Consider the following 12,528-nt stretch of genomic DNA (forward strand, 5'->3'; position numbering starts at 1 on the left):
CGATGCGGCTGTTCCTGTCCAGCTATCGCTTCGGGGCGCACTACGACCGGCTCGCCGCGCTCGCGGGCCCGCCCGGCCGGGTGGCGCTGATTCCGAACGCCTGCGACGCTTGGCCGCAGGCGTGGGCGGGCGCGGTGACCAGTGACATGGCACCGTTGCGCAAGCTCGGCTACCGCCCCGAGGTGCTCGACCTGCGCGAGTACGCCGGTCGGGAAGCCGAGCTGGAACGGAAGTTGGCCGAATTCCCGCTGGTGTGGGTGCGCGGCGGCAACACCTTCGTGCTGCGCGCCCAGTTCGCCCGCAGCGGCGCGGACCGGGTTCTTCCTCGGCTGCTCGCCTCGGATGCGCTCGTCTACGCCGGTTACAGCGCCGGGGCCTGCGTGATGACCCCGGACCTGCACGGCCTGGAGTCGGTGGACGACCCCGGCGAGGTCGCTCCGGCGTGCGGAATCGAACCGCGCTGGGACGGACTGGGATTGGTCGACCGCCGGATCGTGCCGCACATCGATTCGGCCACCGATCCCGACGGTGAGTGCACTCGGCTCGCCGCCCGCTACCGGGCCGAAGGCGTCGCGCACTGGGCCCTGACCGATGAGGACGCGATCGTGGTCGACGGCGCGCGCGTCGAGGTGCTGATCGATCCGGCGGCGTCCTGAACATCCGCAACCCATTGTTCGAGATCGCGCCCGGTTCGAGATCGCGCACGCGGTAGCCGTAGATCCGCACTCGCACCTGCGCCCCGAAAGGGTCTTCGGCGTGCAATAGCGCGCGTCGAGCCGATACAGCCGACGGCTACGTCCGGGTCTTCACGTCGCGTCCGGCGCGAGTTCGGGTTCCGGCTCGGCAGCCCGGCGGAAGACCACCCAGCGCATCGCGCTGTACATGTAGACGGCTTCGCCCGCGCCCGCCAGTAACCGGGACAGGTGGTATTCCAGCCCTAGCGCGGTGAGTCCGCTGCCGACGCCGAGGATGAACGCGAGGTAGTTGACCACGACCACCCCCACGTACACCGTGGCCTGCCTGCCGACCGGCGCGTGGGAATGGAAGTTGAACGTACGGTTCAGCACGAAGGCGAGTCCGAACGCGCCTACGTACGCCACGGTCACCGACAACCACACCGGCAGATCGAACGAGCCGTGCAAAACGGTGAGCAGCGCCAAGTCGACGGCGAAGGTGCCGCTGTTGATCAGCGCGAAGCCCAGGAAGGTCGGCGGGACGAGACGATCCAGCCCCAGCGGCAGCCGCCGCACGACCGCCTCGCACCAGCGGATGAACCGGTCGGCGATCGTATCGGCGGTCTCGGACGGCTCGTGCACGCGACCAGGCTGCCAGCGGCAGATGTCCGGCAGATGAGCAGGCGGCGACCGCCCGGTGGATCAGCTGATCTGCGCCCGGCCGGGACCGTCCTGGGCCTGGTCCAAGCCCGCCCAGGCCGCGAGGCATCGCCGCCGCGCGACATCGTCCGCGTCCGCCAGCAGCGCCTCCAGCAACTCGCGGGGCTCGCGGCGCCAGAGGTCGGCAAGCTCGGCGAGGGCCTCCTTGCCGAAGACACCGGAGCGGTCCAGCGCGGTCAGCCACTCCTCGTGCTCGCCCGCGTGCACACGGCGCAGCACGTCCGGGTCGATGCCGCCCTCGACGAACTCGCTGGAGAACATCGCGGCGACCAGTTCCCGGCGACTGGGTTGTTCGCCCTGCATCCGTTCCATCCCTCCAAGTGGTACGCGGCGAACCGCATGGTCGGCCTGCGCCACGACACGGCGGCGCCGGGAGAACTCGATGCCCCGAACACTAAGCCCCTGTGGGCATTCTGGTCTCCCGACAGCGGTAATACCACTGTGGCGGGTGACATCACATTCCGGGGCTTTCGCGCGCCACACGCGCACGGGTCGGCCGATCAGCAAATCACGGGCACGGGGAGCTAGCGTGAAGTTGTGGACCTGCATGACTTGATCGCCGCCCTCCCCGACGGCACGGTGCTCACCGACGCCGACCTGCTGGCGGGCTACCGCCAGGACTGGGCGCGGGATCCGGACGCCGGGACCGCCCTCGCCGTGGTGCGGGCGACCAGCACCGACGACGTGGCCGCCACGCTGCGATGGGCCACCGCGCATCGTGTCCCGGTGATCCCGCGCGGAGCCGGATCCGGGCTGTCCGGGGGCGCCACGGCGGTCGACGGAGCGATCGTGCTCACCACCGAGCGGATGCGGGATATTACCGTCGACCCGGTCACTCGGACCGCCGTGGTGCAGCCGGGCCTGCTCAACGCCGAGGTCAAGCGCGCGGTCGCGGAGCACGGCCTGTGGTATCCGCCCGACCCGTCGTCGTTCGAGATCTGCTCGATCGGCGGTAACGCGGCGACGAACGCGGGCGGACTGTGCTGTGTGAAATACGGCGTGACAACCGATTACGTGCTCGGGATGCAGGTCGCGCTCGCCGACGGCACCGTCGTGCGGCTGGGTGGTCCGCGATTGAAGGACTCGGCCGGACTGTCGCTGACCAAGCTGTTCGTCGGCAGCGAGGGCACGCTCGGAGTGATCACGGAACTGACCCTGCGACTGCTGCCCGCGCAACCGCCGCAGAGCACGGTCGTCGCGAGCTTCCCCACGCTCACCGCCGCCACCGAGGCGATCCTGACCATCACCGGCGAACTGCGGCCCTCGATGCTCGAGTTCATGGACTCGGTGTCGATCAACGCCGTGGAGGACGAGCTGCGGATGGGATTGGACCGGCAGGCGGCCGCGCTACTGGTCGCGCGTTCCGACGCACCCGGCGAATTCGCCAGGCGCGAGGCCGAGATCATGGCGGCGGCCTGCGAGAAAGCAGGCGCCACCGAGGTTTTCCACACCGAGGACCCCGCCGAGGGCGAGGCGTTCGCGGCCGCCCGGCGTCTGGCGATTCCCGCCGTGGAGAAGCTCGGCCCGCTGCTGCTCGAGGACGTCGGCGTGCCGCTGCCCCGGCTCGGCGACCTGGTGAGCGGCGTCGCCGAGATCGCCGAGCGCAACGCGGTGACGGTGTCGGTGATCGCGCACGCGGGCGACGGCAACACCCACCCGTTGATCGTGCACGACCCCTCCGACGCGGATCTCACCGCGCGGGCGCATCGAGCCTTCGGCGAGATCATGGACCTGGCCATCGCCCTCGGCGGCACCATCACCGGTGAACACGGCGTCGGCCGATTGAAGAAGGCCTGGCTGCCCGATCAGCTCGGCCCCGACGTGATGGCCCTGACCAGGCGCATCAAGGACGCCCTCGACCCGGACGGCATCCTCAACCCCGGCGCGATCCTGTGACCGCCTCGGAACATTCCCCGCGCGCAAGGAGTTCTACTCGAACATGACGACCAGGCTCGAACACAACGTCGCCGATACCCGTTTCGAGATCTACATCGACGACACCCTCGCCGGGTACGCCGACTACGCCGAACGCGAAGATCCCAAGGTCCGCGACTTCCACCACACCATGACCTTCCCCGAGTTCCGGGGCCGCGGAGTGGCCGCCCAGGTCGTCGAATACGCCCTCGACGACTCCCGCAATGAGGGCTTCTCGGTTATCCCCACCTGCTGGTACGTGGAGAAGTACATCGCCGAACACCGCGAGTACGCCGACTTGGTCTCCTGAGCCGCACCGACGCGCTCAACCGCCGCTCGCGGCGAGCAAGCCTCGGATATCGATCTTCGTCATGCCGTGCACCGCGCGCAGAATCCGTTCGGCCGTGTCCGGTTCGGCGTCCTCCAGCAGTTCGCTGAGGGCTTTCGGGATCACCTGCCAGGTCACGCCGAAACGGTCGGTCAGTGAACCGCCGGGCCCTTCGTTCCCGCCATCGGTGAGACCTGCCCACACGGTGTCCACCTCCTCCTGCGAAGCGCACTCGACGTACATCGAGAGCGCTCCGGTGAAGGCCCACCGCGGCCCGCCGTTGTAGGCGATGTACCGCTGTCCGGCCAGTTCGAAGGTGACGGTGGTGGCGCGACCGTCCGCGGCGCGCTGTACGTCGAGAATCTCGGAGTCGGCGATCAGTCGTGTGTAGTGGTCGGCGGCCTGCTCGGCCATGCCGTCGAACCACAGGAACGTGCTCACCTGCATGCTTGTCCTCCTCTGTCGCGGGCCACAGCCCCTGTGAACGCCGTGTAGTCCTTCAGTTCGACCACGTCGGCGACTTTCTCCATGCCTCGCCCGACCAGACGCCTCGGCAGGAACGGCAGCATCCGGATGGTCAGGTTGCGTAGCCGGAGCTGTCCGCGTGAGTCCGGCATCAGACCGCCGTCGCCCGCGGCCCGGGCGAACTCTTGGGCGCGGTCGGCGAACTCGCGCATCTCTCGCTCGTAGGCGGCATAGGCGCGGCGATGGTCACCATCCGCCGCGGCGAGTTCGCCGGCCAGAATGTAGGCACCGACCAGCGCCAGGCTGGTACCGATGCCCGACATCGGCGAGGCGCAGTAGCCGGCATCCCCGACCAGTACCGTCCGGCCGCGTGACCAGGTGTCCATGTGCACCTGGTCGACCCGGTCGAAGTAGAAATCGGGCGCCTCCCAGATCGTGGCGAGCGTCCTGGGGATCTCCCAGGCGTCACCCTCGAAGGCGGAGACGACGATCCGTTTCTGCTCGTCGATATCACGCTTGTCGTATCCCAGCGAGGCCGAGCGCAGGAAGAATCCGGCCAACGCTTCTCCGGGAACGGGTCTCGGGTACAGCCCGGCTGTCCGGCCGGGTCGGCCGTTTCCGCCGGGCATGGTGTACATCAGCTGCCAACCGTCGTGCTCGAGCGCCGTGGTGGTACTGAACAGAGCGATGTAGCAGCCGAGATCGCGGATGTAGCGCTGCTCCGGGCCGAAGACCAGACCGCGGACAGTGGAGTGCACCCCGTCCGCGCCGACCAGCAGGTCGAATCGCCTGGACCCGCCTTTCTCGAAGTCGACGCGCACGCCGTCCTCGTCCTGGCCGACCGCGGTGATCGAGTCACCGAAGACGTATTCGACGTCGTCACGGGTCGCGTCGTAGAGGATCCGGGCCAGATCGGTACGGAGAACGGCCATCTCGGCCACGGGGCCGCCCGAGTGCCCGAAGACGTCGGTACCCATCGTCGCGACGCGCTTGCCCTCGCGATCGACGAACGCCAATCCGCGCGCTCCGGTGTGCGCCTGCCGGACTCGGGCGACGATGCCGGTCCGCTCGGCCACCTGTCGGGCGGCACCGCGGATGTCGACTGCGTGGCCACCGCTGCGAGGTGCCGCCGCGCGCTCCACCACCGTCGGCTGGAAGCCGTACTTGTGCAGCCAGTACGCCAGGGTGGACCCGGCGATCCCGGCCCCGGAGATGAGGACGCTTCGATTCTTCATACGTGCTCCCTGTTCGGAGTGTCCTGCCGACGAAGTGGCGGCGGCTGGTGCACGGCCACGATCCCGCCGCACCAGCTGCGTACGCCGTATCGGATCCGCTTGTCACCGTAGCTCGTACCGCACGAAATACGCTATACGGCAACAAAATAAGTCCACTAGGACGTTCGCGATCGAACTAGTGCACTATGGTCGACAGTGACCTGACACGATGGATCGGAGTAGCTCATGTCGTCATCCGCGCAACGGCCGGATCCGCCGTACCGGACGATCGTCGCGGAGATCCGCGCGCGGATCGTGTCCGGCGACTTACGCCCCGGCGATCGGGTGCCGTCCATCCGGCAGATCGCCCAGCGATGGGGCGTCGCGGTCGCGACCGCGACCAAGGTGACGGCGACCCTCCGCGAAGAGGGACTGGTCGAAGCGCGAGTCGGTTCCGGCACGGTGGTCAGCGCCCGCAAGCCGGCCGCCCCGATGGCGTCCCGCCCCGCCGCTCCATCGGCGCTGCGGCCGTCCGGCCTTCCCGGTCAGACGCTGAACCGGAACCACATCGTCCGCCGGGCCATCAGGACCGCCGACGCCGAAGGACTGGACGCGGTGTCGATGCGACGACTCGCGGCCGAACTCGGCGTGGGCCCGATGTCGCTGTACCGGTACGTGGACAGCAAGGACGAACTGCTGACGCAGATGGCCGACACGGCCTTCGGCGAACTCGAACTACCCGAGCCGGGGCCGGACGGCTGGCGCGCCAAACTCGAACTGATCGCCCGCGGTCAATGGCGACTGTGCCAGCAGCACCTGTGGCTGCCCGAGGTCGTCTCGTTCACCCGTCCTCTGCTCGCACCCAACATGATGGCGCAAACCGAGTGGACACTACGCGCCCTCGACGGCCTCGGCCTTTCCATGACCACCCGCCTGTACGAAGCGCTCACCCTGCACGCACTGGTCCTCACCCTCGCCCGGTCGATGGCGGAAGAATCCGAAGCCGAACAGAACACCGGCATGACCCTCACCCACTGGACGATCGCACTCCGGACACGAGCACACGATCTCCTCGCCAGCGGCCGATTCCCCCTCCTGGCAACGATTCCGGAGTCATCGAACCTGACCGACCTCTTCGAATACGGCCTCGCACGTCACCTCGACGGCTTCGCCGCCCTGGTCACCCCCCACACAGCCATGCGTCCGTGAGTGGCACATGAGCGGGAGGTCTACTCGCGTTTCGCCGCAGCCATGTGCCACTCGCGGAGCTACCGGGTGGGGCGCCAGCTTGCCAGCGGGGAGGCCACCAGCAGTCACCGTGGTCAAGCGAAGGCGACGTGGTCGGCCTCGACCTCCACCGCTTCGGCTCCTGCGCGAGTGAGCCGACCGGCGACAACCTGTTGCGCGGACATCTTCGCGGTCCTTCCACCGCCAATTGCGAGTCCCGCACGCCGATATGACCTTGTCCGAGGAAAGCGACCTCGATCATCACCGCCCGCGAGACGTCGCGTTCCTCAGCCCGCCCCGGGACGGTAAAACGCACCTGTCGGTCGGGCTGTCGATGCGGGCCCGCCAGGCTGGGCACCGGGGGTCGTCTTCGCCACCGTCGCGGAGTGCGGCGGATAGACGTCAGTGGGCGGGTCGACAGCCCGACACCAGGGTTGAAACGGAATGATCCGTTCTGCTACTGTTCGACCAGAACAAAGCATTCCGTTCCCAAAGGAGATCGCCGTGAGCACCATTAAGCCCTTCCAGGTCGACATTCCGCAGGCCGAACTCGACGATCTGGCCGACCGTCTGCGCCGCTCCCTGTGGCCGAGCGAACTGCCCGGCGTCGGCGACTCCTATGGGGTGCCCGAGGATCGGGTGCGCGGTCTGGCACAGTACTGGCTGGAGACCTTCGACTGGCGGACGCTCGAGGCGAAGCTCAACGCCTACCCGCAGTTCACCACTGAGATCGATGGCGAGAACATCTACTTTCTGCACATCCGGTCAGCTCGGGCGGACGCGCTGCCGGTGGTCCTGACCCACGGCTGGCCCGGCTCGGTGCTCGAGTTCCTCGACGTCATCGAGTCGCTGACCGCGCCGGAGTCCGCTGAGGATCCCGCCTTCCACCTGGTGATTCCGGCGCTGCCCGGCATGGGTTTCTCCGGCCCGACGCACAGCACCGGCTGGACCATGCGGCGCGTCGCCAAGGCCTGGATCGAGCTGATGGATCGGCTCGGCTACCAGCGCTTCGGTGCGATCGGCAACGACGGCGGCTCGATGGTCTCCCCGGAGATCGGCCGCCTGGCGCCGGACCGGGTAGTGGGTGTCCATGTGACACAGCTGTTTTCGTTCCCGTCCGGCGACCCGGCCGAGTTCGTCGACCTCTCGGCGGAGGATCTGGCGGCACTCGAACACCTGAAGTGGTTCCAGGACAACAAAATGGCCTTCAACATCCTGTGCAGCCAGCAGCCGCAGACGCTGGCCTACGCGCTCTCCGATTCGCCGATCGGCCTACTGGGCTGGAACGCACAACTTTTCGGTGAGAGTCTGGACGCCGATTTCATCATCGGCAACGTTGCCCTCTACTGGCTGACCGGCACCGCCGCCTCCTCGGTCCGGTACTACTACGAGGAGGCGCACAGCACCGACCGCCCGACCGGCGCGACCACGACCCCCACCGCACTCGCCATGTTCAAGGGCGATTTCCAGTCGATCCGCCGGTTCGCCGAGCGGGACCACAGCAACATCGTCAGCTGGAACTCCTACGACGCGGGCTCGGCGATCGGCGGTCCGAACGATGCCGCAGGCCACTTCGCCGCGCACGAGGCACCTGAACTGCTCGTCGGCGACATCCGGCGGTTCTTCGCCGAAGTCGGCTGAAGTCCGGCCACGCGAGACAGTCACTCGACAGCATCACTGTCACTCGTTTCGACGACTAGGCAGCACGCGTGAGACCCGCTGATGTTTCGACATGGTCGTGAACTATCTGCCCGGACACCCCGAACGTCCCTCCTCCGCACTCGGGTGGTCGAGGCCATCTGTGCGGGTAACGCAGAGGAACAGAGTCTGAGCGACGGCGACGGCCGGCGACAGGTGGTCGTCAGGGGCCGTAGCGCGCTATCGAGCGCGCGACACGGCGATTCCCGCGTCGGAACAATCCAACGGTCAACGGACGTGGTATTCGGGCGACCTGGGCACCGACGGCCTGACGAGGGCCTGAGATGCGTTCCAGGACCGCCCGAACGTCACGTGATCTACCGAAACATCACTTCAGCAGCGCGCGCGACATCACCAGACGCTGGATCTGGTTGGTGCCCTCGTAGATCTGGGTGATCTTCGCGTCACGCATCATGCGCTCCACCGGGAAGTCGGTGGTGTAGCCCGCGCCGCCGAACAGCTGGACGGCGTTGGTGGTGACCTCCATGGCGACGTCGGAGGCGAAGCACTTGGCGGCGGCGGAGATGAAGCCGAGGTTCTGCTCGCCGCGCTCGGCGCGTGCGGCCGAGGTGTAGACCATGAGGCGGGCGGCCTCGATCTTCATCGCCATGTCGGCGAGCATGAACTGGGTGTTCTGGAAGTCGGCGATCGACTTGCCGAACTGCTTGCGGTCCTTGGTGTAGGCGATGGCCGCGTCCAGCGCTCCCTGGGCCAGGCCGACGGCCTGCGCGCCGATGGTGGGGCGGGTGTGGTCGAGCGTTTGCAGCGCGGTCTTGAAGCCGGTACCCGGCTCGCCGACGATGCGGTCACCCGGCACGCGGCAGTTCTCGAAGTACAGCTCGGCGGTGGGCGAGCCCTTGATGCCCAGCTTGTGCTCCAGCGGGCCGACCACGAAGCCCTCGTCGTCCTTGTGCACCAGGAAGGCCGAGATGCCGTTCGCGCCCTTCTCCGCGTCGGTCACCGCCATCACGGTGTACCAGGAGGACTTGCCGCCGTTGGTGATCCAGCACTTGGAGCCGTTGATGATCCAGTCGTCACCCTCCTGCTTGGCCCGGGTGCGCATGCCTGCCGCGTCGGAGCCCGCCTCGCGCTCCGACAGCGCGTAGGAGGCCATCTCGCCGTTGACGATGTCCGGCAGCACCTTGTGCTTCAGCTGCTCGGAGCCGTTCAGGATCAGGCCCATGGTGCCGAGCTTGTTCACCGCGGGGATCAGCGAGGAGGAGCCGCAGACGCGCGCTACCTCTTCGATCACGATGCAGGTGGCCACCGAGTCGGCGCCTTGGCCGCCGTAGGCCTCTGGCACGTGCACGGCGTTGAAGCCGGAGGCGTTCAGCGCGGTCAGCGCCTCCTCCGGGAAGCGGGAGTTGCCGTCGACGTCCTTGGCGTGCGGGGCGATCTCCTTCTCGGCGAGAGCGCGGATCGCGGCGCGCAGCTCATCGTGGAAGTCCTCGAGCTTGAACAGGTCGAAATCGGGGTTTCCCGCCATCGGGCTTCACTCCTGGTCGTCGGTGGTGATCGCCGCTTTCCGCCGAGAAAGCAACGCGTCGGCACTCAGTGCCACATATGAGTCGAGTATACCCATATGGACGCGTATCACATGGGAAGATGATGTGGCACTCAGTGTCAGATTGGTCGCACTCAGCGCCACCTCACAGGGTGCCGAGCTTGCGAACCAGCAGATCCGCTATCTGCCGGGGCGCGGCATCGCGCGGGAACACGGCGACGACCAGCTCGTCGGGGTTCACCGCACGCCCCGCGCCGCGCGGGATCGCGGCCAGCTCCAAGCGCAGGTCTGCGGCGCCCGCGTCCGACTCGCCGCGCACCATCCGGCGCAGCAGGTAGTTGTGCGTCGCCGTCACGGCGGCGGCGAACTGCACCCGCGCCAGATCGGGGACATCGGGCAGCCGCTCGCGCAGGTAGTCGGTGAACAACCGTTCGTAGCGGAACACCGTGACGATCTCGCGCTCCCGCAGCGCGGGCACCCGGCGCACCACCTGATACCGCCGCGCCGCGATCTCCCGCCACTGCGTGAAGCGCTCGAACACCTGCACCACCGCCGCGCAGACCGCCTCCCACGGGTCCTCGCGCGACGCGGACAGGAACTGCTCGGCCTGCGCCAGCTGAGACTCGTGATCGGCGAAGATCACGTCCTCCTTGGACCGGAACTGCCGGAAGAACGTGCGCCGCGAGATCCCCGCCGCCTCGGCGATCTCATCGACCGTCGTCGCCTCGTACCCCTTCTCGGCGAACAACCGCAGCGCCTGATCCACCACCGTGAGCCGAAAATGCGCGGTGTCGTCGCCTCCCCGCATCCGAGCGATATCCCCTGTAGTCACGACCTCACACCGTAGTCAGCAACCGAAACCCCCAGTTCTCCGCGCCGGAGATTCCGCCATTTGCCGCGGTGCCCTCGTCCGTCGAACTCACCACGCAGCAGGTGGCACACACGTTGAACGTGTCGCGGCCCTGCGCCCTCGGTCGTCTCCCGCCCGGTGACCGAGGCGCACCCGCCCAGCCGGCCTGCTCGAACCAGGCGAGCAGGCCGTGTCAGCCCAAGAGCTTCGTGCGCAGGGCGTCGTCCTTCTCCCGCACCATCTGCTCGAGTCCGGCCTGGAACTGTTCCATGCGGGTGCGCAGGGCCGGGTCGTGGGCGGCGAGGATGCGGGCGGCGAGCAGGCCGGCGTTGCGGGCGCCGCCGATGGAGACGGTGGCGACGGGCACGCCCGCGGGCATCTGGACGATGGACAGCAGCGAGTCCATGCCGTCGAGGTACTTGAGCGGGACCGGCACGCCGATCACCGGTAGCGGTGTGGCGGAGGCGACCATGCCGGGCAGGTGGGCCGCGCCGCCCGCACCGGCGATGATGACCTTCAACCCGCGACTCGCCGCGTCACGCGCGTAGTCGAGCATGCGCTGCGGAGTGCGGTGCGCCGAGACGACGCCCACCTCGAAGCGGATCCCGAATTCGGCCAACGCCTCCGCGGCGGCCTCCATCGTCGGCCAGTCGGAGTCGCTGCCCATGATCAGGCCGACAGCCGGGCCGATGGCCACTTCTTCACTCATGCGGATCCCATCCGTCGGTCCAGATCGCGTGCGACATCCAGTGCGCCGCCCGCTCGGCCTTCTCCCGAACCTCGGCCACGTCGTCGCCGAGGATGTTGACGTGCCCGATCTTGCGGTCGGGACGCTCGCCCTTCCCGTACAGGTGCACCTTCGCCTCAGGGAGCCGCGCGAACAGGTGGTGCAGCCGCTCGTCCATCGACATCTCCGGGGCCTGCGGCGCGCCGAGGATGTTGGCCATCACGGTCACCGGCGCCAGCGGCGCGGTGTCGCCGAGCGGGTAGTCGAGCACAGCGCGCAGATGCTGTTCGAACTGCCCGGTGCGGGCGCCGTCCATCCCCCAGTGCCCGGAGTTGTGCGGACGCATGGCCAGCTCGTTCACCAGCAGGTTGCCGTCGGCGGTCTCGAACAGCTCCACCGCCATGACGCCGACGACGCCGAGTTCCTTCGCGAGGTTCAACGCCATCGTCTCCGCCGCGGCGGCCGTGTCCTCCGGCAGGTCGGGCGCGGGCGCGACGACGACCGCGCACTGACCCTTGCGCTGCACGGTCTCCACCACCGGCCAGGTCGCCGCCTGCCCGAACGGCGAACGGGCCACCATCGCCGACAGCTCGCGCTTCAGGTCGATCCTCGCCTCCGCCAGCAGCTGGACGCCGTAAGCGAGCTGGTCGGTGACGATCGCCGCGGCCTCGTCGGCGGACTCGGGCATCCACACGCCGCGTCCGTCGTAACCGCCGCGCACCGCCTTCAGCACGATCCGCCAGCCGTGCTCGTCGCCGAAGCGCACCGCGTCGGCGACCGAGGTCACCGGCGTGAACGCGGGCACGGGCAGCCCGAGCCCGCTCAGCTTGGTGCGCATCGCCAGCTTGTCCTGCGCGTAGACCAGCGCCTGCGGCGGCGGCTGCACGTTGACGCCCTCGGCGACCAGCGCCTCCAGGTGCTCGGTCGGCACGTGCTCGTGGTCGAAGGTCAGCGCGTGCGACCCGACCGCCGCCTTGCGCAGCGCGCCCAGGTCGGTGTGGCTGCCGAGCACCACCTCAGGACTCACCTGGGCGGCCGGGTCCTCGGGGTTCTCGGCGAGTACGCGCAGCCGCTGGCCCAGCGCGATCGCCGCCTGATGCGTCATGCGCGCCAGCTGTCCGCCACCGATCATAGTGACGGTGGGCATTGCCGATGGATCGAAGGAACGTGCGCTCACGTCGGACAATATTGTCATGTCCGGCTCGAA

The 12,528-nt window shown here is 68.3% G+C and carries 13 protein-coding genes; 5 read left to right on the forward strand and 8 right to left on the reverse strand.

Annotation, left to right across the window (positions count from 1 at the left end; translation table 11 throughout):
* Window positions 1–2: 2 nt before the first annotated feature.
* Window positions 3–656 carry a Type 1 glutamine amidotransferase-like domain-containing protein gene (locus ACGF7Y_RS31430; RefSeq protein ID WP_393240212.1) on the forward strand — a complete coding sequence of 218 codons (654 nt, stop codon included), beginning with the start codon at window positions 3–5 and terminating at the stop codon, window positions 654–656.
* A 150-nt stretch (window positions 657–806) separates the two neighbouring features.
* Here ACGF7Y_RS31430 and ACGF7Y_RS31435 read toward each other — a convergent pair whose 3' ends face one another.
* Both ACGF7Y_RS31435 and ACGF7Y_RS31440 read right to left on the reverse strand, forming a co-directional pair.
* Window positions 807–1,316 (reverse strand): GtrA family protein, encoded by a 510-nt coding sequence (locus tag ACGF7Y_RS31435; protein WP_393240215.1) that lies wholly within the window; start codon window positions 1,314–1,316, stop codon window positions 807–809.
* 60 nt (window positions 1,317–1,376) lie between these two features.
* A complete protein-coding gene (locus ACGF7Y_RS31440; RefSeq protein ID WP_157106783.1) occupies window positions 1,377–1,697 on the reverse strand; it encodes a hypothetical protein in 321 nt (106 codons plus the stop codon).
* 234 nt (window positions 1,698–1,931) lie between these two features.
* Between ACGF7Y_RS31440 and ACGF7Y_RS31445 the strand changes: the two genes are divergently transcribed.
* Together ACGF7Y_RS31445 and ACGF7Y_RS31450 are read left to right on the forward strand one after the other, a co-directional pair.
* Entirely contained in the window at window positions 1,932–3,290 is a 1,359-nt protein-coding gene (locus ACGF7Y_RS31445; RefSeq protein ID WP_393240218.1) for an FAD-binding oxidoreductase, read from the forward strand.
* Between the two features lie 43 nt (window positions 3,291–3,333).
* A complete protein-coding gene (locus tag ACGF7Y_RS31450; protein WP_393240221.1) occupies window positions 3,334–3,618 on the forward strand; it encodes a GNAT family N-acetyltransferase in 285 nt (94 codons plus the stop codon).
* A gap of 15 nt (window positions 3,619–3,633) precedes the next feature.
* On the opposite strand, the gene ACGF7Y_RS31455 is transcribed toward ACGF7Y_RS31450, so the two are convergent.
* The gene (locus ACGF7Y_RS31455) at window positions 3,634–4,083 is read right to left on the reverse strand and encodes a VOC family protein (protein ID WP_393240224.1); all 450 of its coding nucleotides are present in this window, start codon (window positions 4,081–4,083) and stop codon (window positions 3,634–3,636) included.
* Window positions 4,074–5,336 (reverse strand): FAD-dependent monooxygenase, encoded by a 1,263-nt coding sequence (locus ACGF7Y_RS31460; protein WP_393240227.1) that lies wholly within the window; start codon window positions 5,334–5,336, stop codon window positions 4,074–4,076. Before ACGF7Y_RS31460 ends, ACGF7Y_RS31455 begins: the two co-directional genes overlap by 10 nt.
* A gap of 225 nt (window positions 5,337–5,561) precedes the next feature.
* On the opposite strand from ACGF7Y_RS31460, the gene ACGF7Y_RS31465 reads away from it, so the two are divergent.
* Both ACGF7Y_RS31465 and ACGF7Y_RS31470 read left to right on the forward strand, forming a co-directional pair.
* Window positions 5,562–6,524 (forward strand): GntR family transcriptional regulator, encoded by a 963-nt coding sequence (locus ACGF7Y_RS31465; protein ID WP_393240229.1) that lies wholly within the window; start codon window positions 5,562–5,564, stop codon window positions 6,522–6,524.
* A 462-nt stretch (window positions 6,525–6,986) separates the two neighbouring features.
* Window positions 6,987–8,183 carry an epoxide hydrolase family protein gene (locus ACGF7Y_RS31470; protein WP_393240232.1) on the forward strand — a complete coding sequence of 399 codons (1,197 nt, stop codon included), beginning with the start codon at window positions 6,987–6,989 and terminating at the stop codon, window positions 8,181–8,183.
* A gap of 385 nt (window positions 8,184–8,568) precedes the next feature.
* Here the strand turns inward: ACGF7Y_RS31470 and ACGF7Y_RS31475 are convergent, their stop codons facing one another.
* The 4 genes from ACGF7Y_RS31475 to ACGF7Y_RS31490 form a co-directional block, all read right to left on the reverse strand.
* Entirely contained in the window at window positions 8,569–9,726 is a 1,158-nt protein-coding gene (locus ACGF7Y_RS31475; RefSeq protein ID WP_393240235.1) for an acyl-CoA dehydrogenase, read from the reverse strand.
* Window positions 9,727–9,889: 163 nt separating this feature from the next.
* Entirely contained in the window at window positions 9,890–10,552 is a 663-nt protein-coding gene (locus ACGF7Y_RS31480; protein ID WP_063051737.1) for a TetR family transcriptional regulator, read from the reverse strand.
* 235 nt (window positions 10,553–10,787) lie between these two features.
* Entirely contained in the window at window positions 10,788–11,303 is a 516-nt protein-coding gene (gene purE / locus ACGF7Y_RS31485) for a 5-(carboxyamino)imidazole ribonucleotide mutase (RefSeq protein WP_393240238.1), read from the reverse strand.
* Window positions 11,296–12,516: a 5-(carboxyamino)imidazole ribonucleotide synthase gene (locus ACGF7Y_RS31490; protein WP_393240241.1), complete on the reverse strand. Its 1,221-nt coding sequence runs from the start codon at window positions 12,514–12,516 to the stop codon at window positions 11,296–11,298. Before ACGF7Y_RS31490 ends, purE begins: the two co-directional genes overlap by 8 nt.
* Between the last annotated feature and the right edge of the window lie 12 nt (window positions 12,517–12,528).

Origin of the sequence: Nocardia sp. NPDC047654 (genome assembly GCF_043205035.1) — a bacterium.
GTDB lineage: Bacteria > Actinomycetota > Actinomycetes > Mycobacteriales > Mycobacteriaceae > Nocardia.